This window comes from Streptomyces sp. NPDC097617 (assembly GCF_044761485.1).
Classification (GTDB): domain Bacteria; phylum Actinomycetota; class Actinomycetes; order Streptomycetales; family Streptomycetaceae; genus Streptomyces.
This window is the reverse complement of the sequence record NZ_JBIWCL010000020.1, coordinates 44,307-71,019: the sequence shown is the minus strand read 5'-3', so window position 1 is coordinate 71,019 and position 26,713 is coordinate 44,307. Positions and strand designations below refer to the sequence as shown.

Here is a 26,713-nt window from a genome sequence, read left to right as displayed (position 1 = left end):
TTTACCTCGGACCGCTTCCCCTCAGGCCCGCCTGCCGTCAGACCCGCGCCGCCGAGAGCAGGGTGGGCACCATGACCTCGTGGCCGTCGACCGCGCGCGACAGCGGGACCCAGACGAGCCCGACCATCCGCGGGCAGTCGCACGTGAGGCCCGCGTCGACGCCGAGAACCGGCTCGCCGGGCTCGACCTCCACGCGGAAGCACGCGGTCCGGCCCGACGGGTAGGGCGCGTCGTAGGCGTACCGCACATCCAGGGCGCGCAGGCCGGTCTCCTCGGCCACCTCCCGCCGGACCGCGTCCTCGGGCTCCTCGCCCGCCTCCAGGCCGCCGCCCGGCAGTGTCCAGTACTCCGGCCCGTCATGCCGCCCCGCCGGTCCCGCACCCCGCTCGCGCACCATCAGCACGCAGCCGTCCCGGACGATCACGGCGGCGACCCGGCGCCGCTCCGTCACGCGCCGTCCTCGCGCAGCCGCGTCCGGGCCTCCATGAGGGCGAATCCCAGCAGGTTCAGCCCGCGCCAGTGCGCCGGGTCCAGCGCGCGCTCGTCGTCCGCGGCCAGCCCGATGCCCCAGATCCGGTCCATCGGGCTCGCCTCCACCAGCACCCGGTTTCCGGTGCCCAGCAGGTACCCGCGCAGTGCCGGGTCGGAGCCGAACTTGTGCACGCTGCCCTCGACGACCAGGGCGAAGCGCTCCCGCTTCCATATCGCGTCGTCGAAGCCGCGCACGAGCCGCCCGACCTTCTTCGCGGCCGCCGGGCTCTTCGCCTCCAGCGCGGCGCGCTCCGCCTCGCGGTCGCCGAACAGCCGCGCCTTGCCGGCCATCATCCAGTGCTCCGCGGTCGCATAACGGACGTCACCGACAGTGAAGGCCGAGGGCCACCACTGGCTCATACAGCTCGGACCGAGCCGGCCGTCCGGCAGCGGGCGGTGCCCCCAGAACGGCAGGTACTTCACCCGTTCACCACGGCTGACCTGCTTGATCAGATCGTCGATCATCTCCATGCACGCGAGTCTGGCAGTCGCCACTGACACTTCGTACGGGATTTTCGGTGCGCCTCGACACATGGTCGACCGATTCCGTCGCGTAATCAAAAGGAAACAACGGAATCACTTGGCCGAGGGCATCACCTCTGCCAGGATCGGCACTCAATTCGAGCTGTAGCTCGAACTGTAGCTACGGAGAGCGTGAAAGCGTTATGGGCAACCGCTTCCAGGTCAAAGACCGCTTCGCAGACGGCGCGCAGTACATCGACGGCCAGCTGAGGCCCGGCACCTCCGGCCGGTCACACACCGTGGTCGATCCGGCGACCGGCGACGAGGTCCTCACCTACGAGCTCGCGAGCACCGCGGACGTCGACGAGGCCGTCGCCGCCGCCAAGAGGGCCTTCCCGGGCTGGTCCGGCGCCACTCCCGGAGAGCGTTCGGACGCCCTGCACCGGCTGGCGGCCGTCCTGGCCGAGCAGGCGGAGGACTTCGCCCACGCCGAGTCCCTCCAGTGCGGCAAGCCGATCAAACTGTCCACGGAGTTCGACGTGCCGGGGACCATCGACAACACCGCCTTCTTCGCGGGCGCGGCCCGGCACCTCCAGGGGCAGGCGGCCGGTGAGTACTCCGGCGACCACACCTCGTACGTCCGCCGTGAGGCCATCGGGGTCGTCGGCTCGATCGCGCCCTGGAACTATCCGCTCCAGATGGCCGCCTGGAAGATCCTCCCGGCCATCGCGGCGGGCAACACCATCGTCCTCAAGCCCGCCGAGCTCACCCCGCTGACCTCGCTGATGTTCGCGCAGGCCGCCAAGGACGCGGGCCTGCCCGACGGCGTGATCAACATCGTCACCGGCGCCGGCCGCGAAGCCGGCGAGCACCTGGTGGGCCACCCCGACGTGGTGATGACCTCCTTCACCGGCTCCACCGCCGTCGGCAAGCGGGTCGCCGAGATCGCCACCGCCACCGTCAAGCGGCTCCACCTGGAGCTCGGCGGCAAGGCCCCCTTCCTCGTCTTCGACGACGCCGACCTGGAGGCCGCCGCGCACGGCGCCGTCGCCGCCTCCCTCATCAACACCGGCCAGGACTGCACGGCCGCCACCCGTGCCTACGTCCAGCGACCCCTGCACGACGCCTTCGTCGCCCGGGTGGCCGAGCTGATGGAGAGCGTCCGCCTCGGCGATCCCTTCGCGTCCACCACCGACCTCGGCCCGCTGGTCTCGCACGCCCAGCGCGACCGCGTCGCCGCCTTCGTGGACCGGGCCCGCGCCTACGCCACCGTCGTCACCGGCGGTGAGGTCCCGGCGGGTGACCTCGCCGCGGGCGCGTACTACCGGCCCACCCTCATCGCCGGCGCCGCCCAGGACAGCGAGGTGGTCCAGTCCGAGATCTTCGGTCCGGTCCTGGTCGTCCTGCCCTTCGACACCGACGACGAGGGCATCGCGCTGGCCAACGACACCCCGTACGGACTCGCCGCCTCCGCCTGGAGCCGCGACCTCTACCGGGCGAACCGGGCCACCCGCGAGATCAAGGCGGGCTGCGTCTGGGTCAACGACCACATTCCGATCATCAGCGAGATGCCCCACGGGGGCTACAAGGCCAGCGGCTTCGGAAAGGACATGTCGACCTACTCCTTCGAGGAGTACACGCAGGTGAAGCACGTGATGTACGACAACACGGCGGTCGCCGAGAAGGACTGGCACCGCACGATCTTCGGGGACCGTCCGTAACCATCGCGGCCACCGCCGCGTGGGCCCACCGCCTGACCAGCGGTACACCTCCCGAAAGGGCACAGCGCATGGAGCAGTTCGAGCCCGACCGCCTCTCGGCGGCGCAACTCGCCGCGATGCGGCGCAGCCTCACCAGTGGGCGCGGGGCCCTCACCCGCCGCTCGCTGCTGCGCGCCGGCGGAGTCGGAGCGCTCACCCTCGGGGGGCTGTCCGCCCTCGCCGGGTGCGGGATCCCGCCCGCCAAACGCGCGGGGGACGCGGCCGTGGCCTCCGACGACCACTCGGCCGACGAGAAGGAGATCAACTTCTCCAACTGGACCGAGTACATGGACACCAGCGAGGACGAGAAGTCCCGTCCCACGCTGGAGGAGTTCACCAAGCGGACCGCGATCAAGGTCAAGTACACCGAGGACATCAACGACAACGTCGAGTTCTTCGGCAAGGTCCGCCCCCAGCTCGCGGCCGGCCAGGACACCGGCCGCGACCTGATCGTGGTCACCGACTGGCTGGCCGCCCGCATCATCCGCCTCGGCTGGGCCCAGAAGCTGGACCCCGCGCACCTCCCGCACGCCTACGCCAACCTCATCCCGCAGTTCCGCACTCCCGACTGGGACCCGGGGCGGGCGTACAGCTACCCCTGGACCGGCATCGACACCGTCATCGCCTACAACGAGAAGGCGACCGGCGGCAAGAAGGTCGACTCCGTCACCCAGATGCTCGACGACCCGTCCCTCAAGGGCCGCGTCGGCTTCCTCACCGAGATGCGCGACTCCGTCGGCATGACCCTGCTCGACCAGGGCAAGGACCCGGCCACCTTCACCACCGCCGACTTCGACGAGGCCGTCGGCCGGCTCCAGAAGGGCGTGGACAAGAACCAGATACGCCGCTTCACCGGCAACGACTACACCTCCGACCTGGACAAGGGCGACCTCGCCGCCTGCCTCGCCTGGGCCGGGGACATCATCCAGCTCCAGGCCGGCAACCCGGACATCAAGTACGCCATCCCCGCCCCCGGATACATCACCTCCAGCGACAACCTCCTGGTCCCGGTCAAGGCCCGGCACAAGGCCAACGCGGAGAAGCTCATCGACTTCTACTACGAGCCGCCGATCGCCGCCCAGCTGGCCGCGTACATCAGCTACGTCTGCCCGGTCGAGGGCGTCAAGGACGAACTGGCCAAGATCGATCCCGAGCTCGCGGACAACCCCCTGATCGTCCCGGACAAGGCGATGGCCGCCAAGGCCCACGCCTTCCGCTCCCTCACCAGCGAGGAAGAGACGGCGTACGAGGAGAAGTTCGCCAAGCTCATCGGCGCCTGACGCACGCCTTGCGGCGAGCCCGCCGGACCGCATCGCCGACCGCCGGACGACTCCGGCGGCGCGGCCCGGCCGGCTCCGCCGAGCCTTCGACCCCTTGCCCCACCCAACCCCGGGACCATTCCATGACTGACAAGACCGCGGGCGGCGACGTCCGCCTCTCCGGGATCAGCAAGCACTACGGCACCTTCACCGCCGTGCACCCGCTGGATCTCACCATCCCCCAGGGCTCCTTCTTCGCCCTGCTCGGCGCCTCCGGATGCGGGAAGACCACCACCCTGCGCATGATCGCCGGCCTGGAGGAGCCCTCCACCGGCACGGTCCACCTCGGCGACCGGGAGGTCACCGACCTCCAGCCGTACAAGCGCCCGGTCAACACGGTCTTCCAGAGCTACGCGCTCTTCCCGCACCTGAGCATCTTCGAGAACGTTGCCTTCGGGCTGCGCCGCCGCGGCATCAAGTCGGTCAAGAAGCAGGTCGACGACATGCTGGAGCTGGTCCAGCTCGGCCAGTTCGTCCAGCGCAAGCCGCACCAGCTGTCCGGCGGCCAGCAGCAGCGCGTCGCCGTCGCCCGGGCTCTGATCAACCACCCGCAGGTGCTGCTCCTCGACGAGCCGCTCGGCGCCCTCGACCTCAAGCTGCGCCGCCAGATGCAGCTGGAGCTCAAGCGGATCCAGACCGAGGTGGGCATCACCTTCGTGCACGTCACGCACGACCAGGAGGAGGCCATGACCATGGCCGACACGGTCGCCGTGATGAACGGCGGCCGTGTCGAGCAGCTGGGCGCCCCCGCCGATCTGTACGAGAATCCGGGCACCACCTTCGTCGCCAACTTCCTCGGCACCTCGAACCTCATCGAGGCCACCGTGGAGACCGCGGGCACCGGCGCCGCCGCCGGCTCCGGGTCCGAGATCGTCGTATCCGCCTCCGGCGCCGTCCTGCGGCTGCCCGCGGCCCGCTGCGCGACCACCCCCCGTACGGGCGGAAAACTTCTGGTCGGCGTCCGCCCGGAGAAGATCTCCCTGGTCCACGCCGACGAGGAGCACACCATCGCGGCCGGCCGCAACAAGATTACCGGCCGAATAGCCGACTCCTCCTTCATCGGCGTCTCCACGCAGTACGTCATCGACAGCCAGGTCTGTCCGGAGCTGGAGGTGTACGCCCAGAACATCGAGCGGGACAGCCGCCTGGTGCCGGGCGCCGAGGTGATTCTGCACTGGAACCCGGAGCACACTTTCGGCCTCGACGCGGCTCAGTCCATGCTTGCAGGGACGATGGGCGACGCGGGCATCGAGACGGTGGAGGAGAGCGCATGAGCACCACCGCGGCGCCGCCCCAGGCGCCCGCCCCCACCGAACCCCCGGTGCACAAGGCGTCCCTGCGCAAGCGGCTGATCCCGTACTGGCTGCTGCTCCCCGGCATCCTGTGGCTGCTGGTGTTCTTCGTGCTGCCGATGGTCTACCAGGCCTCCACCTCGGTGCAGACCGGCTCCCTCGAAGAGGGCTTCAAGGTCACCTGGCACTTCGGGACCTACTGGGACGCCTTTATCGAGTACTACCCCCAGTTCCTGCGCTCCCTGCTCTACGCGGGCACCGCGACCGCGCTCTGCCTGCTGCTCGGGTACCCGCTGGCCTACCTGATCGCCTTCAAGGCGGGCCGCTGGCGCAACCTGCTCCTCGTCCTGGTCATCGCCCCGTTCTTCACCAGCTTCCTGATCCGCACGCTGGCCTGGAAGACGATCCTGGCCGACGGCGGCCCGGTGGTCGCCGTCCTCAACAACGTCGGCTTCCTCGATGTCACCAGCTGGCTCGGGATGACCGAGGGGGACCGGGTCCTGGCCACGCCGCTCGCGGTGGTCTGCGGCCTGACGTACAACTTCCTCCCCTTCATGATCCTGCCGCTGTACTCCTCGCTGGAGCGCATCGACACCCGCCTCCACGAGGCGGCCGGGGACCTGTACGCCCGCCCCTCGACGGTCTTCCGGAAGGTGACCTTCCCGCTCTCCATGCCGGGCGTGGTCTCCGGGACCCTGCTCACCTTCATCCCGGCGAGCGGCGACTACGTGAACGCCGAGCTGCTCGGGTCCACGGACACCCGGATGATCGGCAACGTCATCCAGTCGCAGTACCTGCGGATCCTCGACTACCCGACGGCGGCCGCGCTGTCGTTCATTCTCATGGCCATCGTGCTGATCATGGTCACCATCTACATCCGCCGAGCGGGGACGGAGGACCTGGTCTGATGCGCAATCCCCTCACCTGGCTCCGGCGCAACGTGGTCGTCATCGCGGGCCTCGGCACGCTCGCGTACATGATCCTGCCGAATGTCGTCGTCACCGTCTTCTCCTTCAACAACCCCACCGGGCGGTTCAACTACGCCTGGCAGGAGTTCTCCCTCGACGCGTGGAAGGACCCCTGCGGGGTCGCCGACATGTGCGGGTCGCTGTCCCTCTCGCTCCAGATCGCCCTGTGGTCCACCCTGGTCGCGACCGCGCTGGGCACCGCGATCGCCTTCGCGCTCGTGCGCTACCGCTTCCGGGCCCGCGGGGCGGTCAACTCGCTGATCTTCCTGCCCATGGCCATGCCCGAGATCGTGATGGCGGCCTCGCTGCTCGCGCTCTTCCTCAACATGGGCATCCAGCTGGGCTTCTGGACGATCCTGATCGCGCACATCATGTTCTGCCTCAGCTTCGTCGTCGCCGCCGTCAAGGCGCGTGTCCTGTCCATGGACCCGCGGCTGGAGGAGGCCGCCCGCGACCTCTACGCCGGCCCCGTGCAGACCTTCGTACGGGTCACCCTGCCGATCGCGGCGCCCGGTATCGCGGCGGGCGCGCTGCTCTCCTTCGCGCTCTCGTTCGACGACTTCATCATCACCAACTTCAACTCGGGCAACACCGTCACCTTCCCCATGTTCGTGTGGGGATCGGCCCAGCGCGGTACGCCTGTGCAGATCAACGTCATCGGCACGGCGATGTTCGTCATCGCGGTGCTGGTGGTCCTCGCCGGCCAGATGGTCGGCAACCGCCGCAAGAAGGCACAGCCGAAGTAATTCGGCAGCACGTCATCAGTTCCGTAGGGAGTTGGAAGACATGGCCCCAGTCGCCATGCGTAGTGTTGCGAAATCCCTTTCCGAAGCGAAGCCGGTCTCGTACTGGCTGGACGACCCCGGCAAGCCCGCGCCCGAGCCGGCGCTGACCTCCGACGAGCGGTGCGACCTGCTGGTCGTCGGCGGCGGCTACAGCGGGCTGTGGACCGCCCTGATCGCCAAGGAACGCGACCCCGAGCGGGACGTCGTACTGATCGAGAGCAAGGAGGCGGGCTGGGCCGCCTCCGGCCGCAACGGCGGGTTCTGCGCCGCCTCCCTCACCCACGGGCTCAGCAACGGGCTGGCCCGCTGGCCCGGCGAGCTGGCCGAGCTGGAGGAACTGGGCGCCCGCAACCTCGACGCCATCGAGGAGGCCGTCGCCCGCTACGGCATCGACTGCGACTTCGAGCGGACCGGCGAGATCGACGTCGCCACGGAACCGCACCAGGTCGAGGAGCTGCGCGAACTGCACGAGGAGGCACTGCGCCTGGGCCTCGCCGACGGATCCGAATGGCTGGACGGCGAGGCGGTGCGCGCCGAGGTCGACTCCCCGACCTTCCTCGCGGGCCTCTGGGACCGCGACGGCGTCGCCATGCTCAACCCGGCGAAGCTGGCCTGGGGCCTCAAGCGGGCCTGCCTGGAGCTCGGGGTGCGGATCTACGAGAACACCCGCGGCCTCAAGCTGGCCGCGGCGGGCTCCGGGATGACCGTGACGACCCCCTACGGCACGATCCTCGCCCGCCGGGTCGCCCTCGGCACCAACATCTTCCCCTCGCTGGTCCGCCGGGTCCGCCCGTTCACCGTCCCGGTCTACGACTACGCGCTGATGAGCGAGCCGCTCGACGAGGCGCAGCTCGCCGCCATCGGCTGGAAGAGGCGGCAGGGGCTCGGCGACAGCGCCAACCAGTTCCACTACTTCCGGATCACCCCCGACAACCGGATCCTGTGGGGCGGCTACGACGCGATCTACCCCTACCGGGGGAAGCTCGACTCCGAGTACGACCACCGCCCCGAGACCTACCTCAAGCTCGCGGAGCACTTCTTCACCGCCTTCCCGCAGCTGGAGGGTCTGAAGTTCAGCCACGCGTGGGGCGGCGCGATCGACACCTGCTCGCGCTTCTCGGCCTTCTTCGGCACCGCGCACGCGGGGAAGGTGGCCTACGCGGCCGGCTACACCGGCCTCGGCGTGGGAGCCACCCGGTTCGGCGCCGATGTGATGCTCGACCTGCTGGACGGGCTCACCACCGAGCGCACACGGCTGGAGATGGTGAAGTCGAAGCCGATGCCGTTCCCGCCCGAGCCCTTCGCCTGGACCGGGATCGCGCTCACCAAGTGGTCGCTGGCCCGCGCGGACGCCCGCGGCGGACACCGGAACCTGTGGCTCAAGACTCTGGACCGCTTCGGCCTCGGGTTCGACAGCTAGCCCCGCGGCCCCGGCGCGCCCCGCGGCCCCGGCGCGGACTCCCCGTCACGGTGTGACCCGATTCACTGCCATGGAGTAACGAAACCCGCGTCATACCCGCGCCCGGCCCTGCTCTCTCCAGGTGAGAACCCCTCACCTACAGGGAACGGAGGCCGGGCGATGACGATCCCGGGGGCCAAGACGGCAGTGGCATGGCTGGTATCGGTGGCGCCGGATCCGGGGGCCTGCCGGTGGGAGTGGGAGCGAAACCCCCTCGGGGTCGCCCTGCTGCCCGCCGGCCGGCGCTGGGACGTGCTGATCATGCCCGGGGAGCTGGGGCGGCCCACTCTCGACGTGCTGCGCCTGATGGTCGACCGGCCCGGCCCGGTGCTCGCCGATTTCGGCGACTCCCGGCTGGGCTTCTTCGTGCCCGCGGGCACGTCCTCCCGGTGGCTCGGCACGGGAGTGCGGGGCGCCGGGCGCGGGACCTGGATCGTGGTCCCGTACCCCGGCCGGGCGACCGGCGGGGTGCGCTGGCTGGTGCTCCCGGACGGCGAGGGGACGCTCACCGACCCGGCCGTACTGGAGACCGCGATGCACGAGGCGGCCGCGTGCGTGCTGGCGAAGGGGGGCCGGAGACCTTGACAAGGGCATTGGTCTGGACCATCTTGGGCGCCGCTGACCCCCTCCATCCCCCCATGCCCCGGAGGCAGTTGTGCGCAGAGCCCTACCCTTCCTCACGGCCGCCGCCCTCGCGGTGGCCGGCTTCCTCGCCGCGGGCCCGCCGGCCGCGGCGGCCGACGCCGACCTCGTACGCAACGGCGGCTTCGAAGCCGGCCTCGACGGCTGGAGCTGCTCGGGCGGCAGCGGAGCCACCGTCACCACACCGGTCCACGGCGGCAGTTCCGCCCTGCGGGCCACCCCGGCCGGCCAGGACAACGCCCGCTGCTCGCAGACCGTCACCGTCAAGCCCGACTCGACGTACACGCTCGGCGCCTGGGTGCAGGGCGCGTACGTCTACCTCGGCGCGAGCGGCACCGGCACCACCGACGTGTCGGCCTGGACGCAGACGCCCGGAGCGTGGAAGCAGCTGACGGCCACCTTCCGGACCGGCCCGTCCACGACCTCGGTGACGGTCTACACCCACGGCTGGTACGGCCAGCCCGCCCACGTCACCGACGACCTCACCCTGGTCGGCCCGGACCCCGGCGGTCCCGGCCAGCCCCAGCTCCCGGCCGCCCCCACCGGCCTGACCGCCTCCGCCACCTCGCCGACCTCGGTCGCGCTGACCTGGTCGGCGGTGCCGGGCGCCACCTCGTACACCGTCCACCGGGACGGCGCGGCGCCGCTGTCCGTCACCTCCGCCTCGGCGGCCGTGACCGGACTCGCCGCGGCCACCACCCACACCTTCCGGGTCAGCGCGGTGAACGCGGCGGGCGCCTCCCCGCAGAGCGCCCCCGCCTCCGTGACCACGCCCGGCGGCGGCGGGGGCGGCGGTGGCCTGCCCGCGCACGCGCTGGTCGGCTACCTGCACGCGAGCTTCGCCAACGGCTCCGGATACGTCCGGATGGCGGACGTGCCCGCCTCCTGGGACGTCATCAACCTCGCCTTCGGCGAACCCACTTCGGTGACCTCGGGCGACATACGCTTCCGGCTCTGCCCGGTCGCGGAATGCCCGAACGTCGAATCCGCGGCCGAGTTCAAGGCGGCCATCAAGGCCAAGCAGGCGGCCGGCAAGAAGGTGCTGATCTCGATCGGCGGCCAGAACGGTCAGGTCCAGCTCGCGAGCACGGCCGCCCGGGACACCTTCGTCTCCTCCGTCAGCAACATCATCGACGAGTACGGCCTCAACGGCCTGGACATCGACTTCGAGGGGCACTCCCTGTCCCTGGCCACCGGGGACAACGACTTCCGGGCGCCCACCACCCCGGTGGTCGTCAACCTGATCTCGGCCGTGAAGACCCTCAAGGCCAAGTACGGCCCGGACTTCGTCCTGACCATGGCCCCGGAGACCTTCTTCGTCCAGCTGGGCTACCAGTACTACGGCTCCGGCACCTGGGGCGGCCAGGACCCGCGCGCCGGCGCGTACCTCCCGGTCATCCACGCCCTGCGCGACGACCTCACGCTGCTCCACGTCCAGGACTACAACTCGGGCTCGATCATGGGCCTCGACAACCAGTACCACTCCATGGGCGGCGCGGACTTCCACATCGCCATGACCGACATGCTGCTCACCGGTTTCCCGGTCGCCGGGAACACCGCCCGGGTCTTCCCGGCCCTGCGCCCGGACCAGGTCGCCATCGGCCTCCCGGCCACGACCAACGCAGGCAACGGCCACACCGCGCCCGCCGAGGTGAACAAGGCGCTGAACTGCCTGACGAAGAAGACCGACTGCGGGACCTACCAGACCCACGGCACCTGGCCGGGGCTGCGCGGCCTGATGACCTGGTCGATCAACTGGGACCGCTTCGGCGGCTGGGAGTTCAGCCGGAACTTCGACGGATACTACGGCGGCTGAGCCGACCGACCCGGCCGACCCCGCCGACCCGGTCGGGCCACGCCGCACCGAGCAGCAGGGGAGTGCAGAGCAGCAGGCTGGCCAGTACGTCCAGCGGCCAGTGCCACCCCCGCAGGATCAGCCCGACGGCCGTCGCCCCCGTGAGCACCAGGGCGACGGCCGTCGGCCATGCCCGGCGGGTGTACGGGCGCACGAGCAGGGCCGCGCCGAAGTAGGCGACGGCCGCGGTGGCCGTGTGGCCCGAGGGGAAGTAGCCGGCGGCCCACGGTTCCAGCGGGCCGGGGCGGGCGGTCCACTCCTTGAAGGGGATGATCAGGGCCGGTACCAGAGCCATGGCCAGGCCCGCGGCCCCGGCGGCGAGCAGCCGCCCGCGCCGGGCGGCGTAGGCCATGGCCAGCACGAGGACGGGTACGGCGACCGGGATGTTGCCGAGGTCCGAGAGGCGCTCGGTGACGGAGTCCGGGAGCGTGCGCACCAGGGCGCGGCTCAGCGCGTGGTCCGGGGCCAGCAGCGGGCCGGAGACCAGTACCTGCCAGGTGACCAGGGAGAAGAGGATGCCGCAGACGGCGGCGATCAGGAGAGGAGTGGCCGGCCGTCCCGGAACAGGGGGGATGGTTCCGGGACGGCCGCCCGGATCGGGTTGCCGGACGCCCCGGGGGGTTTGGGGCGAACGGCTGTCCGATCGGTGAGGAGTGTGCGCGAACGCATGCCCAGTACGGTGCTGGGGAAGCCCAGTACTGGTATCGCCCCCGGTTTCCCGTGAGCGGGCTGTCTCACTCATCTGCAGAAACCGTACGGCAGCGAAAGGGGGACCGACAGCAGGATCGCGCTCCCGCCATCGGCCCCCCACAGCTTCTTCACAGCGTCCGCCTGTTACCGCCGGTAGCGACCGGCCGTGACGCGCGCACGTTCTCGCCGTTCGATCAGATGGCCGTGCCGATGGCGGCGAACGCGGCCTCGATGAGGTCCATGCCCTCGTTCAGCAGGTCCTCGCCGATGACGATCGGCGGGAGGAAGCGGAGCACGTTGCCGTAGGTGCCACAGGTGAGGACGAGCAGGCCCTCGGCGTGGCAGGCCTTGGCGAGCGCGCCGGCCGCCTCCGGGAACGGGGTCTTGGAGACCGGGTCCTTGACCAGCTCGATCGCGATCATGGCGCCGCGGCCGCGGATGTCGCCGATGATGTCGTACTTCTCCTGCATGGCCGTCAGGCGGGCCTTCATGACGGACTCGATCCTCTTCGCCGCGGCGTTGAGGTCGAGCTCCTTCATGGTCTCGATGGAGCCGAGCGCACCGGCGCAGGCCACCGGGTTACCGCCGTAGGTGCCGCCCAGGCCACCCGCGTGCGCGGCGTCCATGATCTCGGCGCGGCCGGTCACGGCGGCGAGCGGCAGACCGCCCGCGATGCCCTTGGCGGTGGTGATCAGGTCCGGGACGATGCCCTCGTCCTCGCACGCGAACCACTGGCCGGTGCGGCAGAAGCCGGACTGGATCTCGTCGGCGACGAAGACGATGCCGTTGTCGTTGGCGAACTTCACGATCGCGGGCAGGAAGCCCTTGGCCGGCTCGATGAAGCCGCCCTCGCCGAGGACCGGCTCGATGATGATCGCGGCGACGTTGTCGGCGCCGATCTGCTTGGTGATCTCGTCGATCGCCTGGGCGGCGGCCTCGGGGCCGCAGTTCTCGGCGCCGGTGGGCCAGCGGTAGCCGTAGGCGACCGGGACGCGGTAGACCTCGGGGGCGAACGGACCGAAGCCCTGCTTGTAGGGCATGTTCTTCGCGGTCAGCGCCATGGTGAGGTTCGTACGGCCGTGGTAGCCGTGGTCGAAGACGACGACGGCCTGGCGCTTGGTGTAGGAACGGGCGATCTTGACGGCGTTCTCTACGGCCTCGGCGCCGGAGTTGAACAGCGCCGACTTCTTGGCGTGGGTGCCCGGGGTCAGCTCGGCGAGGGCCTCGCAGACCTCGACGTAGCCCTCGTACGGGGTGACCATGAAACAGGTGTGGGTGAAGTCGGCGAGCTGCGCGGAGGCGCGGCGCACGACGGCCTCGGCGGAGGCGCCGACCGAGGTCACGGCGATGCCGGAGCCGAAGTCGATCAGGCGGTTGCCGTCGACGTCCTCGATGATGCCGCCGCCCGCACGGGCCGTGAAGACGGGCAGCACGGAGCCCACGCCACCGGCCACGGTCCGCAGGCGCCGGGCCTGCAGCTCCTGCGACTTCGGGCCGGGGATCGCGGTGACGATCTTGCGTTCCTGCGGAACAGCGGTCATAGGGGGCTCCTGGGGGGTGTTTTCGGACGCACGTGTCTCTTTGTCCGCAGGCTAGGCCCGGGAGCGGGGGTCCTGCATGCTCCGTTCGGTAGTGATCACCGCGTGTCCTTGTCCGCGACGGCCATAGGAAGGACCCGGCGGGCGTCCCGCGGACGGCACGGCGAATCGGAGAGCGGGTACGGGCCCACGGCCGACGTCGGGCAACTACATTGAGCGACGCAGCGCAGGCACGGGCAGGGGGCAGGGGTTTCATGGACACCGACGGCACGCACGACGGACGGGCGACCCGCTCGGACCGCGTACCGAGACCTGCTGCCGAGCCCCCGGCGCACCCACCCAAGCCGCGCCACGCACCGGACCGCGGGCCGACCGTCGCCGACTGGCTGCGCACCCCCCGTCCGGACGCCGAGCCGGGGGTATGGCGCTACGGGCACACCCCGCGGGCGGAGATGGAGCCCGCGCGGACCCCCGACCGGGCGCTCGCCACCGGAGCCCTCATCTCCTTCTTGGCGTGCGTCCTCGTCTGGTCCCTCATGCGCAACACGTACATCCCCTTCTGGGACGCGCCGCTGAACCTCTTCACCCCGGACAGCTGGTACGCCGCGAACGGGGAGCCCGTCATGGGGACGGGCGGGATGCGGGCCAAGCCGATCTACGAGCTGCTCTTCGTCGCGGCGCTCCTCTACGGATTCGGCCGGCTCGGCAGCTGGCGGACCGCCTGGAGCCGCCTGGTCGTCGAGCGCGGACCCTGGGCTCCGGCCCTCGCGGTCGTGCCGCTGGCCTGGGTGACACTCCTCCTCGTCGACAACCACCAGCTGCCGCTCCGGCAACTGGTCTTCGCTTTCCTGCCGTACGGCACGGACCAGGAGGCCAACCTCGCCCTCGACAACACGGCGAAGACCGCAATCGACGTGGCCGTCGTGCTGGGCTTCGCCTGGCTCGGCGGCGCCGTCCGCCTGCTGCGCAGGCTCCGGCCCACCACGGCTCCGGCGGGCCCGGACCGCCCGCGGGCGGCACCTGCCGAGGAGCAGGAGGACGACCCCGCCCGCTGGCCCCAGCTACGGGCCGCCGGGCTGGGAGAGGCGGCCGAGCGGTTGGAGGCGGAGGCCGGGGGCGGGCGGATGAACGACGTGGACTACACCCGGATCCGGCGCGCGTGGGACTCCGTACGCGTCGACCCATCGCGGATGCGGGCCTTCGCCGACGCCGTGCGCGACCAGGGCGCGGGGGCCTGCGTACACCCGTCCGGGACACGGGACCTGCCCGTGCGGGCCGCCCGGCACGATCTGCTGGCCCGGCAGGTGCTGCTCGGCGCCGTCGAGGACGGCACCCGCAACCCGTACTCCCGCCGAGGCACCGCCCTCGCCCTCGACCCCGACGTGCTCGGCACGTCACTGCTCGCCATCGGACCCTCCGGCACCGGCAAGACCCGGCATCTGGTGCGGCCCGTCGTCGAGTCGCTCTCGCTCCAGGCACTCGCCGGCCAGGCCGCCGTCGTCGCCGTCGGCGCGGCCGGCGCCCAGCTCGGACCGGACGCAGCCTTCGACGTCGTGGTCCGCGTCGGCGACCCCGACTCCGTCTACGACCTCGACCTCTACGGCGGTGCGACCGACCCCGACGAGGCCGCCACCCTGCTTGCCGAGGCCTTCGTCGGGGACGTACCCGGGATCGACGTACGCCGGGCCGCCACCGCCCTCGCCCAGCTCCTCGGGCCGTTCCGGGCGGCGTACGACCGCTTCCCGGCCGTGCCCGAGCTGCGCGAGCTGCTCGACGGGCTTCCCACCGCCTTCGACACCCTGCGCCGCGATCTCGCCGGGCAGCACGCGATGCTGCGCGAGCTCGACGCCCGGGCCCGCCAGCACGGCGCCCCGGCGGATCCCGGCCCGGCCCTCGCCGACCGGGTGGCCCTGCTGGACCGGCCCGCCTTCGCCGGCTTCTTCGACACCACCGGCCAGGGCCGGCCGTTCTCCCTGCGCGCCCTGGAGCACCCGATCCGCGTCCGCGTCGACCTGCCCGAGCGCGGGCACGCCGACGCCTCCCGGATGTTGGCCCGGCTGCTGCTCACCCAGTTCAACGCCGCCGCGGCCGCCCGCACGGACCGTTCCCTGTTCGCCTTCCTCGCCCTCGACGACGCCTCGCACACTCTGACCGCCGGGACCGTGCGGGGCGTTCAGCGGCTGCGCTCGGTGCACGCGGGCGTCCTGCTCACCCTGCGCACGCTGGACGACGTACCGGAGGCGCTGCGCACGCCCCTGCTCGGGGCGGTCGGCTGCCGGATGGCCTTCTCCGGGGTCACCACCTGGGACGGCAAGCGCTTCGCCGAGGCCTGGGGAACCGAGTGGGTGGAGACGCGGGACGTCACCCACCGCACCGTCTTCGCCGATCAGCCGCTGACCCGGCTGATGCACTCCTTCCGCAAGCTCGTGACCGGCAAGGCTGTCACCACGGACGCGGTGACCGTGCGGCAGGTGGAGCGTGAGCGGTGGTCCGCGTCGGACCTGGCGCATGCCGTGCCGCCGGGGCACGCCGTGCTGTCGCTGACCTCGGTACGCGGGGAACGCGCGGCGCCGCTGCTGGTCCGCCTGGCCGGAACGTCCTGACCCGCACCCCGACCCGTACGAGGTGGCAGAATCGAGGGGAGTAGTTCGTACGACACGGCGAAATCCGCCGACGGTTCTCCTCCTGTTTCTGCCTGCCGTCCTCCGCTCCGCCGTCCCCTCCCGCTAAGGCCACTGGTAACCGATGCCGCTCACCCTCGCCTCACTCGTTCAGCACTCGGCGCTCAAGCTCAGCGTCCGGGCGGGGGAGGGGCGCCTCGATACGCCGGTGCGCTGGGCCCACGTCAGTGAGCTCGCCGACCCGGTCCCCTATATGGAGGGCGGGGAGCTGCTGCTGATCACCGCGATGAAGCTGGACGCGGGGGACCCGCAGGAGATGCGGGCCTACGTGCGACGGCTCGCCGCGGCCGGGGTCGTCGGCATCGGCTTCGCGATCGGCGTCAACTACGAGGAGATCCCGGAGGCGCTCGTCGAGGCCTCGCGGACCGAGGACATGCCGCTGCTGGAGGTGCCGCGGCGGACTCCCTTCCTGGCGATCAGCAAGGCCGTCTCCGCAGCCCTCGCGGCGGACCAGTACCGCGCCGTCACCGCCGGTTTCGAGGCGCAGCGCGAGCTGACGCGCGCCGCGCTCTCCGTCGACGGTCCCGCCGAGCTGCTGGCCAAGCTGGCGGCGCACGTGCACGGCTGGGCCGCGCTGTACGACACCTCGGGCGCGGTCGTCGCGGCCGCCCCCGACTGGGCCGCGCGGCGCGCCGCCCGGCTGACCCCCGACGTGGAGCGGCTGCGCGAGCGTCCGGCGCCCGCGAGCGCCGTGGTCGGCGGGTCCGAGGACCGCGTCGAACTCCAGTCCCTGGGCACGGGCCGGCGGGCACGCGGCGCCCTCGCCGTGGGGACCGCGGCCCCCCTGGGCACGGCCGAGCGGTACGCCGTCCACTCCGCGGTCGCGCTGCTCACCCTCACCACCGAGCGCTCGCGCTCGCTGCACGACGCCGAGTCCCGGCTGGGGGCCGCGGTGCTGCGGATGCTGCTGGCGGGCGAGGCGGAGCACGCGCGGTCCGTGGCCGGCGATCTGTACGGGGCCCTGCTGGAAGCCCCCTTCCGGCTGATCGCGGCCGAGCCGGCGCTGGCCGGGACCGCGCAGCCGGAAGGCCTGGCGCTGCTCGCCGACACGGTGGAGTCGGCGGCCGCCCGCACGGGGGAGACGCTGCTGGTCGTCCCGGAGGAGGGCCGGCTCGTGATCCTCGCCTCCGACGGGGGCTCCGCCGTGCAGGCGTGCGCGGACCACGCGGAGGCACTGGAGGCACGGCGCGGCCGGGACACCGCCGGGCCCGAGCTTGACGAACTGGTGGTCGGCCTGTCCGCGCCCGCCGGACCGGGCGGCGTGGCGGCGGCGCTCAAGCAGGCCGACCAGGCCCTGGCCGTGGCCCGGCGCCGGGGCCGGCCGATGGTGGAGCACGAGGACATGGCGGCGGGCTCGGTCCTGCCGCTGCTGGCCGACGACGCCGTACGAGCCTTCGCGGACGGCACCCTGCGCGCCCTGCGGGAGCACGACGCGACCGGGCGCGGCGACCTGGTGGCCTCGCTCCAGGCCTGGCTCTCCCGCCACGGGCAGTGGGACGCGGCCGCCGCCGACCTCGGGGTGCACCGGCACACCCTGCGCTACCGGATGAAGCGGGTCGAGGAGATCCTCGGCCGCTCCCTGGAGGACCCGGACGTCCGCATGGAGCTGTGGCTCGCCCTCAAGGCCAGCCCGCCCGCGGCGTAGCCCGGCCCCTTCAGCCGGCCCCGCCGGCCCCCTCAGCCGCCTCCGCCCCAGCAGACGAGCGGGACACCGGACATTGACAAAGCGGCGCAGCATCCGCGACGGGTACTACACGCCGGACAAACGCCGAATCGTCGCCGGAGTCCTACGGTGGAGGGGTCAGGATCCACCGCACACTCTCGAAGGGCCGGGATTCGCATGACTTCCACCCACGCCTTCTGGCTCGCCGGCCGCCAGGCCACCGGCGAGGACAGCTTCGACGTCCACTCCCCGTGGGACGGCCGACTCGTCGGCACGGTCAGCGTGCCCACCGACGAGCAGGTCGAAGAGGCCGTGGCCGCGGCCTACGCCGTGACGGCGGAGTTCTCCGCGACCCCCGCCCATGTGCGTGCCGCGGCGCTGGACCACGTGTCCAAGCGGCTCGCCGAGCGCACCGAGGAGATCGCCCAGCTGATCTCCGCCGAGAACGGCAAGCCCGTCAAGTGGGCCCGCGGTGAGGTCGGTCGTGCGGTGTCCGTGTTCCGCTTCGCCGCCGAAGAGGCCCGCCGCTTCAACGGCGGTGAGGCCCAGCGCCTGGACACCGACGCCGGCGGTGTCGGCCGTCTCGCCCTGACCCGCCGCTTCGTCAAGGGTCCGGTCCTCGGCATCGCGCCGTTCAACTTCCCGCTGAACCTGTGCGCCCACAAGGTGGCCCCGGCCATCGCCGTCGGCGCGCCGATCATCCTCAAGCCCGCCCCGGCGACGCCCCTGTCCGGGCTGATCCTGGGTGAGCTGCTCGCCGAGACCGACCTCCCGGCCGGTTCCTGGTCGGTCCTGCCGGTCGCGAACGACAAGATGCCGGCCCTGGTGAAGGACGAGCGTCTGCCCGTCATCTCCTTCACCGGTTCCGACACCGTCGGCTACGCCATCCAGCAGTCGGTGCCCCACAAGCACTGCACCCTGGAGCTCGGCGGCAACGCCGCGGCCGTGGTCCTGGACGACTGGTCCTCCGAGGCCGACCTCGACTGGGCAGCGACCCGAATCGCGACCTTCTCGAACTACCAGGCCGGCCAGTCCTGCATCTCCGTGCAGCGCGTGATCGCCGACGCCTCCGTCTACGACCGCCTCGTCGCGAAGGTCGTCGAGAAGGTCCAGGCCCAGGTCACCGGCGACCCGTCCGACTCCGCCACCGACGTCGGCCCCCTCGTCTCCGAGGCCGCCGCCCAGCGTGTCGAGTCCTGGGTCGACGAGGCCGTCGCCGGCGGCGCCAAGCTGCTCACCGGTGGCAAGCGCGCGGGCGCCTCGTACGAGCCGACCGTCGTGGCCCACGTGCCGGACGGCGTCAAGCTCGCCACCGAGGAGGTCTTCGGGCCGGTCCTGACGCTGAAGAAGGTCGAGAGCACCGACGAGGCCTTCGCCGCCGTCAACGACTCGAAGTTCGGTCTGCAGACCGGCGTCTTCACCCGCAACGTGCAGACCGCGTTCCGGGCCCACCGCGAGCTGGAGGTCGGCGGAGTCATCATCGGCGACGCGCCGTCCTACCGCGCCGACCAGATGCCGTACGGCGGCGTCAAGCAGTCGGGTGTGGGCCGTGAGGGTGTCCGCTACGCGATGGACGACTACACGTACGAGCGAGTCCTGGTCCTGACCGGCCTCGACATCTGATCACGTACGGCCAAAAAGCCGACGGCCGGAGCCCACTGTGCGGGGGCTCCGGCCGTCCCCCTTTTCCATCCCGCCGACTTTGGGTACGACTCCCAGGTAGCACCGGCGGGTAACGCCGGTGGACCCCCGACTCCGGCGGCGAGGTGAGTCCCCTCATGTCCGCAACACAGCCCAAGGTGACCGAGCGCGAGGCACGGCAGGTCGCGGAAGCGGCCCGCGAACAGGACTGGCGCAAACCCAGTTTCGCCAAGGAACTCTTCCTCGGGCGCTTCCGGCTCGACCTGATCCACCCCCACCCGCTCCCCGCCGACGAGGACGTCCGGCGGGGCGAGGCCTTCCTGGCCCGGCTGCGGGAGTTCTGCGAGACCTCGATCGACGGGGCCCGCATCGAGCGCGAGGCGAAGATCCCCGACGAGACCGTGCGCGGGCTCAAGGAGCTCGGCGCCCTCGGCATGAAGATCGACCCCAAGTACGGCGGTCTCGGCCTCACCCAGGTCTACTACAACAAGGCGCTGGCCCTCGTCGGCTCGGTGAGCCCGGCCATCGGGGCCCTGCTCTCCGCCCACCAGTCGATCGGCGTACCCCAGCCGCTGAAGATGTTCGGCACGCAGGAGCAGAAGGACGCCTACCTGCCCCGCTGCGCCACCACCGCCATCAGCGCCTTCCTGCTCACCGAGCCCGACGTGGGCTCCGACCCGGCGCGCCTGGCCACCACCGCGGTCCCCGACGGGGACGACGCCTATGTGCTCGACGGCGTGAAGCTGTGGACGACCAACGGGGTCGTCGCGGACCTGCTCGTCGTGATGGCCCGCGTTCCGAAGTCCGAGAACCACCGCGGCGGGATCACCGCCTTCGTCGTGGAGGCGGACTCGCCGGGCATCACCGTCGAGCACCGCAACGCCTTCATGGGCCTGCGCGGCCTGGAGAACGGCGTCACCCGCTTGCACCGGGTCCGGGTCCCCGCGGCCCAGCGCATCGGCGCCGAGGGCGCCGGGCTCAAGATCGCCCTGACCACACTCAACACCGGTCGGCTGTCCCTGCCCGCCATGTGCGTCGGTGCCGGCAAGTGGTGCCTGAAGATCGCCCGCGAATGGTCCGGCGTACGCGAGCAGTGGGGCCGGCCGGTCGCGAAGCACGAGGCGGTCGGCGCCAAGATCTCCTTCATCGCCGCGACCACCTTCGCCCTCGAAGCGGTGGTCGACCTCGCCTCCCAGATGGCCGACGAGGACCGCAACGACATCCGCATCGAGGCCGCCCTCGCCAAGCTCTACGGCTCCGAGATGGCCTGCCTGATGGCCGACGAACTGGTCCAGATCCGCGGCGGGCGCGGCTTCGAGACCGCCGAGTCCCTGGCGGCCCGCGGCGAACGCGCCGTCCCCGCCGAGCAGATGCTCCGCGACCTGCGCATCAACCGGATCTTCGAGGGCTCCACCGAGATCATGCACCTGCTGATCGCCCGCGAGGCCGTCGACGCACACCTCTCGGTGGCGGGCGACCTCATCGACCCGGACAAGGCGCTCGGCGACAAGGCGAAGGCCGGAGCGCGCGCCGCCGGCTTCTACGCCCGCTGGCTGCCGAAGCTCGCCACCGGCCCCGGCCAGGTCCCCGGCACCTACCGGGCCTTCCACCCCGGCGGTCACCCCGACCTCTCCGGTCACCTGCGCTATGTGGAGCGCAGCGCCCGCAAACTCGCCCGCTCCACCTTCTACGCCATGTCCCGCTGGCAGGGCCGGATGGAGACCAAGCAGGGCTTCCTCGGCCGGATCGTCGACATCGGCGCCGAGCTCTTCGCGATGAGCGCGGCCTGCGTGCGCGCCGAGCACATGAGGGCCACCGGCGCCCACGGCCGGGAGGCGTACCAGCTGGCCGACGCCTTCTGCGAGCAGTCCAGGCTGCGCGTCGAGGAGCTCTTCGGCAGGCTCTGGTCCAACACCGACGAGCTCGACCGCAAGGTGGTCGCGGGCGTCCTGTCCGGCACCTACGCCTGGCTGGAGGAGGGCGTCCTCGACCCCTCCGGCGACGGCCCCTGGATCGCGGACGCCGCCCCCGGACCGTCAACTCAGAAAAACGTGCACCGCCCCATCCGCTGACCTGCAATCATCGCCGCACGTCGGACAGACGTACGAGGATGAGTACGAGTACTGGTACGCGTACGAGCACAGCACGAGGCGGACGAGAACGATGTCGACGGCCGAGGAAGACCGCACCAGCCGACGGCTGGCCTGGTGCGTGGCGCACCTGCTGCGCCACGCACCGGACCACGTCGTCACGGACATGATCGGCAGGCTGGACGAGCCCACCCGCAAATACCTGTGCCGGGACGAGTGGCTGTCCGCCTCGACCGTCACCCTGCTGCTGCGCCACGGCGGCGCGGCCGACCGGACCTTCATAGCGCGCAACCCCCGGGTCGTGGGCCGGCCGCTGCCCGGCCTGCCCGGACCCGCCCGTTACGCCCGCCGCCGCACACCGCCCGCACTGCTGCCGGTGCTCCGCGCCGAGCTCGGCAGGGACCCCGATGAGGGACCGCTCGACGCGGCCGAGCTGATCGGACTGCTGCGCCGGCACGGCAGGCGCGGGCCGCGGGTCCCGCTGGACATCCTGGCGCTGCGCCACCGGCCGGACCCGGAGCTGATAGGCGCCGAGCACCTGCGCGAGCCGCTGCCGACCGGCGCGGTCGAGGCCCTGCTGCTCGTCGAGGACCTGCCCCTGGAGACCGTCCACGCCTTCCTGGCCGGCAGGGCGGAGCCGCCGGACGGGCGCTCCTGGCACCGGCCCGCCGTCCGCGCCGTACGGATGGGCCGGCTCACGCACGAGGAACTCGTCGCCCACCTCGCCCCCGCGCACCTGACCCTGCTGCTCGCCCGCCTCCCCGACACCGGAGGCCTGCGCTGGACCCTGCCCGAGCAGGCCGGCATGCAGACGGCCGTCCTGCGGGCGCTGCGGCCGCTGGGGGACGATCCCCGTATGTGGGCGGAGCTGCTGAGGCACGCCCCCGGCCACCGCGGCCCGCTGCCCGCGCTGGTCGCCGCCCTGGCCGACGGAACCGTGCCCGAGGCGGCCGACGCGGGTGAGCCCGACCCCGACCTCGTTCGCGCGGTGCGCCACCTGGCCCCGACGGCCGTCGAGCCCTACGGGGGCGTGGAGCGCGAGCTGGCCCTGGCGAGCCTCGCCGTGCCGATGGACAGCGTCCGGGAGGACATCCGCTGGGTGCGCGACTGCCTCGACCGCGCTCTGCTCACCGGCAACGATGTGATCCGGCACAAGCTGCCGGCCTGCTGGGCCCTCGACCAGGACCACTGGCTCGGAGATGTGGACCACCCCGACCGGCACGACCGCCCCGCGGCCGTCCTCGCCTCCCACGCCGAGGCCGACCAGCTGCTGGCCCTGGCCCTGGACGAGGACCCCGAAGCCTGGTGGAGCGTCGCCCGGACGCTCCCGGAGTTCGCCGGAACGCTCCCGCACCTGCTTCTGCGGGTAACGGAAGGGGGCTCCGTGTCCGGCCGCTCCTGAGTTGAGGCAACAATGGGGGGCATGAGCGACCGCCCAGCCCCCCTCGCCGATCCGCACCTCCTCTTCGACCCCGCGGCCGGCCTCCGGGACATCGTCATCCTCGGGTCCACCGGGTCCATCGGGACCCAGGCCATCGACCTCGCCCTGCGCAACCCGGACCGGTTCCGGGTCACCGCACTGTCCGCCGCGGGCGGGCGGGTGGAGCTGCTGGCCGAGCAGGCCCGGCTGCTGCGGGTCAAGACGGTGGCCGTCGCCCGCGAGGACGTCGTACCGGCCCTGAAAGAGGCGCTGAGCGCCCAGTACGGCCCGTCCGAGCCGCTGCCCGAGATCCTCGCCGGTCCGGACGCCGCGGCCGAACTCGCCGCCTCCGAGTGCCACACCGTCCTCAACGGCATCACCGGTTCCATCGGCCTCGCGCCGACCCTCGCCGCCCTGCGGGCGGGCCGGACCCTGGCCCTGGCCAACAAGGAGTCGCTGATCGTCGGCGGCCCGCTGGTCAAGGCCCTGGCGAAGCCCGGCCAGATCATCCCGGTGGACTCCGAGCACGCGGCGCTCTTCCAGGCGCTCGCCGCCGGCACCCGGGCCGACGTCCGCAAGCTCGTGGTGACCGCCTCCGGCGGCCCCTTCCGCGGCCGCACCCGAGCCGAGCTCGCACACGTCACCGTGCAGGACGCCCTCGCGCACCCCACCTGGGCCATGGGCCCGGTGATCACCGTGAACTCCTCGACCCTGGTCAACAAGGGCCTGGAGGTCATCGAGGCGCACCTGCTGTACGACATCCCCTTCGACCGCATCGAGGTCGTGGTCCATCCTCAGTCCTACGTGCACTCGATGGTGGAGTTCACGGACGGCTCCACGCTCGCCCAGGCCACCCCGCCGGACATGCGCGGTCCCATCGCGATCGGCCTCGGCTGGCCCGAGCGGATCCCGGACGCGGCCCCCGCCTTCGACTGGACCAAGGCCTCCACCTGGGAGTTCTTCCCGCTGGACACCGAGGCCTTCCCGTCGGTGGGCCTCGCCCGGCACGTGGGTACCCTCGGTGGTACCGCCCCGGCCGTGTTCAACGCGGCCAACGAGGAGTGCGTCGAGGCATTCCTGGCAGGTCGGCTGCCGTTCACAGCAATCATGGATACGGTCTCTGCCGTGGTCGATGAACACGGGACGCCTGAGTCGGGAACCTCCCTGACGGTCCAGGACGTCCTGGAAGCGGAGGCCTGGGCCAGGGCCCGGGCGCGGGAGATGGCGGCGCGGGCCGCCGCGGAGGCGCGCGCATGACACTACTGATGACGGTGCTCGGGGTCGTGATCTTCGCGGTCGGCCTGCTGGTCTCCATCGCCTGGCACGAGCTGGGGCACCTGTCCACGGCCAAGATCTTCGGCATTCGCGTGCCGCAGTACATGGTGGGCTTCGGGCCGACCGTCTGGTCGCGGCACAAGGGCGAGACCGAGTACGGGATCAAGGCCATCCCGATGGGTGGCTACATCCGCATGATCGGGATGTTCCCGCCCGGCGAGGACGGCCGGGTCACCGCCCGCTCCACCTCGCCGTTCCGGTCGATGATCGAGGACGCGCGCTCGGCGGCGTACGAGGAGCTCCAGCCCGGGGACGAGAGCCGGCTCTTCTACACGCGCAAGCCGTGGAAGCGCGTGATCGTCATGTTCGCCGGGCCGTTCATGAACCTGATCCTGGCCGTGGCGATCTTCCTCACCACCCTGATGGCCTTCGGGCTGAACACCCAGACCACCTCGGTCGCCACCGTCTCGGACTGCGTCATCCAGCAGAGCGAGAAGCGCGACAAGTGCGCCCCCGGCGACCCGGCGGCCCCCGCCAAGGCGGCCGGCCTGAAGGCGGGCGACAAGATCGTCGCCTTCAACGGGCGCACGGTCGGTGACTGGTCCGCCCTGCAGAAGGACATCCGCTCCACCGTCGGCCCCGCCACGATCACCGTGGAGCGGGCCGGTCAGCGCGTGGACCTGACGGCGAACCTGATCGAGAACAAGGTCGCCAAGACGGACGGCAGCGGCCGGTACGTCAAGGACGAGTACGTCACCGCGGGCTTCCTGGGCTTCGCCCCCGCCGCCGGCTACGTCCCGCAGTCCTTCGGCCAGTCCGTCGACCGCATGGGCGAGATGATGCAGGCCGGCGTCCAGTCGCTGGTGGCGCTTCCGTCCAAGGTCCCGGACCTGTGGAACGCGGCCTTCAACGGCGCCGAGCGCAAGCAGGACAGCCCGATGGGCGTCGTGGGCGCGGCGCGGGTCAGCGGTGAGATCTTCACCCTGGACATCCCCGCCCAGCACCAGCTGGTCTTCTTCCTCAACCTGCTGGCCGGCTTCAACCTCTCGCTGTTCCTCTTCAACATGCTGCCGCTGCTCCCGCTCGACGGCGGGCACATCGCCGGCGCGCTGTGGGAATCGCTCCGCAGGGGCGTCGCGCGGATCTTCCGGCGCCCCGACCCCGGCCCGTTCGACGTGGCGAAGCTGATGCCCGTCGCGTACGTCGTCGCGGGCCTGTTCATCTGCTTCACCCTGCTGGTGATGGTGGCGGACGTGGTGAACCCGATCAAGATCACCTAGTTTGCGGGGCCGTACCCCAGTCGTACCGGAGCCGGGCACGGATCGTGCCCGGCTCCCTACGTTCGGGTGGCGCACCCCCTCGGATGCACGGGCCGCCCCTTGGTTGGCGTAATCTCGAAGCCTGGAGCCCGCCGATCTCGGGACCTTGATCCACACCTTGGGGTTGCACAGCAGATGACTGCCATCTCTCTCGGAATGCCGGCCGTGCCGACGAAGCTTGCCGACCGCAGGGTCAGCCGCAAGATCCAGGTCGGCAAGGTGGCCGTCGGTGGCGACGCACAGATCTCCGTGCAGTCGATGACCACCACCAGGACCTCCGACATCGGGGCGACGCTCCAGCAGATCGCCGAGCTCACCGCCTCCGGCTGCGACATCGTCCGTGTGGCCTGCCCGACCCAGGACGACGCCGACGCGCTCGCCGTGATCGCGAAGAAGTCGCAGATCCCGGTCATCGCCGACATCCACTTCCAGCCGAAGTACGTGTTCGCCGCGATCGACGCCGGCTGCGCCGCGGTCCGCGTGAACCCGGGCAACATCAAGCAGTTCGACGACAAGGTCCGGGAGATCGCGAAGGCCGCGAACGAGACGCGCACCCCGATCCGCATCGGTGTGAACGCCGGCTCCCTCGACGCCCGGCTGCTGAAGAAGTACGGCAAGGCCACCCCCGAGGCGCTGGTCGAGTCCGCGCTGTGGGAGGCCTCCCTCTTCGAGGAGCACGGCTTCGGCGACATCAAGATCTCGGTCAAGCACAACGACCCGGTCGTCATGGTCAACGCATACCGCCAGCTCGCCGCGGCCTGCGACTACCCGCTGCACCTGGGCGTCACCGAGGCCGGCCCCGCCTTCCAGGGCACCATCAAGTCCGCGGTCGCCTTCGGCGCGCTGCTCTCCGAGGGCATCGGCGACACCATCCGCGTCTCCCTCTCCGCCCCGCCGGCGGAGGAGGTCAAGGTCGGCATCCAGATCCTGGAGTCGCTGAACCTCAAGCCGCGCCGCCTGGAGATCGTCTCCTGCCCGTCCTGCGGTCGCGCCCAGGTCGACGTCTACAAGCTGGCCGAAGAGGTCACCGCGGGCCTGGAGGGGATGGAGGTCCCGCTGCGCGTCGCGGTCATGGGCTGCGTCGTCAACGGCCCCGGTGAGGCCCGTGAGGCCGACCTCGGCGTCGCCTCCGGCAACGGCAAGGGCCAGATCTTCGTGAAGGGCGAGGTCATCAAGACCGTCCCCGAGTCGAAGATCGTGGAGACCCTCATCGAAGAGGCGATGAAGATCGCCGAGCAGATGGAGAAGGACGGCGTGATGAGCGGCGAGCCCACCGTCGCCATCGGCGTCTGATCCTCCGGTCCCGGCTCTCCGCGAACTCCC

General features: G+C 71.5%; 20 protein-coding genes. 16 read left to right on the top strand and 4 right to left on the bottom strand.

From position 1 onward, the window contains the following. Positions 1–37: 37 nt before the first annotated feature. Entirely contained in the window at positions 38–451 is a 414-nt protein-coding gene (locus tag ACIQZO_RS27625; RefSeq protein WP_403631138.1) for an NUDIX domain-containing protein, read from the bottom strand. Next, a complete protein-coding gene (locus tag ACIQZO_RS27620) occupies positions 448–1,002 on the bottom strand; it encodes an NADAR family protein (RefSeq protein WP_403631135.1) in 555 nt (184 codons plus the stop codon). The genes ACIQZO_RS27625 and ACIQZO_RS27620 overlap by 4 nt, the downstream gene beginning before the upstream one ends. A 194-nt stretch (positions 1,003–1,196) precedes the next feature. On the opposite strand from ACIQZO_RS27620, the gene ACIQZO_RS27615 reads away from it, so the two are divergent. The 8 genes from ACIQZO_RS27615 (at position 1,197) to ACIQZO_RS27580 (ending at position 11,034) form a co-directional block, all read left to right on the top strand. Next, positions 1,197–2,714 (top strand): gamma-aminobutyraldehyde dehydrogenase, encoded by a 1,518-nt coding sequence (locus tag ACIQZO_RS27615; RefSeq protein ID WP_403631133.1) that lies wholly within the window; start codon positions 1,197–1,199, stop codon positions 2,712–2,714. A 68-nt stretch (positions 2,715–2,782) separates the two neighbouring features. Beyond that, complete coding sequence (locus ACIQZO_RS27610; protein ID WP_403631130.1) at positions 2,783–4,033, top strand: spermidine/putrescine ABC transporter substrate-binding protein; 1,251 nt, start codon at positions 2,783–2,785, stop codon at positions 4,031–4,033. A gap of 122 nt (positions 4,034–4,155) precedes the next feature. Next, positions 4,156–5,346 (top strand): ABC transporter ATP-binding protein, encoded by a 1,191-nt coding sequence (locus tag ACIQZO_RS27605; RefSeq protein ID WP_403631127.1) that lies wholly within the window; start codon positions 4,156–4,158, stop codon positions 5,344–5,346. Then, on the top strand, positions 5,343–6,272 hold the full coding sequence (locus ACIQZO_RS27600) for an ABC transporter permease (RefSeq protein WP_403631124.1): 930 nt from the start codon (positions 5,343–5,345) through the stop codon (positions 6,270–6,272). Before ACIQZO_RS27605 ends, ACIQZO_RS27600 begins: the two co-directional genes overlap by 4 nt. Continuing rightward, positions 6,272–7,078, top strand: a complete 807-nt coding sequence (locus ACIQZO_RS27595) for an ABC transporter permease (protein WP_189973253.1) — start codon at positions 6,272–6,274, stop codon at positions 7,076–7,078. The genes ACIQZO_RS27600 and ACIQZO_RS27595 overlap by 1 nt, the downstream gene beginning before the upstream one ends. Positions 7,079–7,118: 40 nt before the next feature. Next, positions 7,119–8,537 (top strand): NAD(P)/FAD-dependent oxidoreductase, encoded by a 1,419-nt coding sequence (locus tag ACIQZO_RS27590; protein ID WP_403631121.1) that lies wholly within the window; start codon positions 7,119–7,121, stop codon positions 8,535–8,537. Positions 8,538–8,696: 159 nt separating this feature from the next. Then, positions 8,697–9,161 (top strand): hypothetical protein, encoded by a 465-nt coding sequence (locus ACIQZO_RS27585; protein WP_403631119.1) that lies wholly within the window; start codon positions 8,697–8,699, stop codon positions 9,159–9,161. 112 nt (positions 9,162–9,273) lie between these two features. Next, positions 9,274–11,034, top strand: coding sequence for a chitinase (locus ACIQZO_RS27580; RefSeq protein WP_403631355.1), 1,761 nt, complete (start codon positions 9,274–9,276; stop codon positions 11,032–11,034). Here ACIQZO_RS27580 and ACIQZO_RS27575 read toward each other — a convergent pair. Both ACIQZO_RS27575 and gabT read right to left on the bottom strand, forming a co-directional pair. Continuing rightward, entirely contained in the window at positions 11,000–11,509 is a 510-nt protein-coding gene (locus tag ACIQZO_RS27575; RefSeq protein ID WP_403631117.1) for a phosphatase PAP2 family protein, read from the bottom strand. The genes ACIQZO_RS27580 and ACIQZO_RS27575 overlap by 35 nt on opposite strands. Before the next feature lie 448 nt (positions 11,510–11,957). After that, the gene (gene gabT, locus ACIQZO_RS27570; RefSeq protein WP_403631115.1) at positions 11,958–13,304 is read right to left on the bottom strand and encodes a 4-aminobutyrate--2-oxoglutarate transaminase; all 1,347 of its coding nucleotides are present in this window, start codon (positions 13,302–13,304) and stop codon (positions 11,958–11,960) included. Between the two features lie 251 nt (positions 13,305–13,555). Between gabT and ACIQZO_RS27565 the strand changes: the two genes are divergently transcribed. The 8 genes from ACIQZO_RS27565 to ispG all read left to right on the top strand — a co-directional run bounded on the left by ACIQZO_RS27565 (position 13,556) and on the right by ispG (position 26,683). Continuing rightward, complete coding sequence (locus ACIQZO_RS27565) at positions 13,556–15,904, top strand: ATP/GTP-binding protein (RefSeq protein WP_403631113.1); 2,349 nt, start codon at positions 13,556–13,558, stop codon at positions 15,902–15,904. Positions 15,905–16,046: 142 nt separating this feature from the next. Then, positions 16,047–17,627 carry a PucR family transcriptional regulator gene (locus ACIQZO_RS27560; RefSeq protein ID WP_403631110.1) on the top strand — a complete coding sequence of 527 codons (1,581 nt, stop codon included), beginning with the start codon at positions 16,047–16,049 and terminating at the stop codon, positions 17,625–17,627. A 195-nt stretch (positions 17,628–17,822) separates the two neighbouring features. After that, on the top strand, positions 17,823–19,268 hold the full coding sequence (locus ACIQZO_RS27555; RefSeq protein WP_403631108.1) for an aldehyde dehydrogenase family protein: 1,446 nt from the start codon (positions 17,823–17,825) through the stop codon (positions 19,266–19,268). A gap of 155 nt (positions 19,269–19,423) precedes the next feature. Then, positions 19,424–21,358 (top strand): acyl-CoA dehydrogenase family protein, encoded by a 1,935-nt coding sequence (locus ACIQZO_RS27550; RefSeq protein WP_403631106.1) that lies wholly within the window; start codon positions 19,424–19,426, stop codon positions 21,356–21,358. A gap of 91 nt (positions 21,359–21,449) precedes the next feature. Beyond that, entirely contained in the window at positions 21,450–22,778 is a 1,329-nt protein-coding gene (locus tag ACIQZO_RS27545) for a hypothetical protein (protein ID WP_403631103.1), read from the top strand. Between the two features lie 21 nt (positions 22,779–22,799). After that, on the top strand, positions 22,800–24,053 hold the full coding sequence (dxr, locus tag ACIQZO_RS27540; RefSeq protein ID WP_403631101.1) for a 1-deoxy-D-xylulose-5-phosphate reductoisomerase: 1,254 nt from the start codon (positions 22,800–22,802) through the stop codon (positions 24,051–24,053). Further along, entirely contained in the window at positions 24,050–25,351 is a 1,302-nt protein-coding gene (locus ACIQZO_RS27535) for a M50 family metallopeptidase (protein WP_403631098.1), read from the top strand. Before dxr ends, ACIQZO_RS27535 begins: the two co-directional genes overlap by 4 nt. 174 nt (positions 25,352–25,525) lie before the next feature. Next, complete coding sequence (gene ispG / locus ACIQZO_RS27530) at positions 25,526–26,683, top strand: flavodoxin-dependent (E)-4-hydroxy-3-methylbut-2-enyl-diphosphate synthase (RefSeq protein ID WP_403631095.1); 1,158 nt, start codon at positions 25,526–25,528, stop codon at positions 26,681–26,683. Positions 26,684–26,713: the final 30 nt, after the last annotated feature.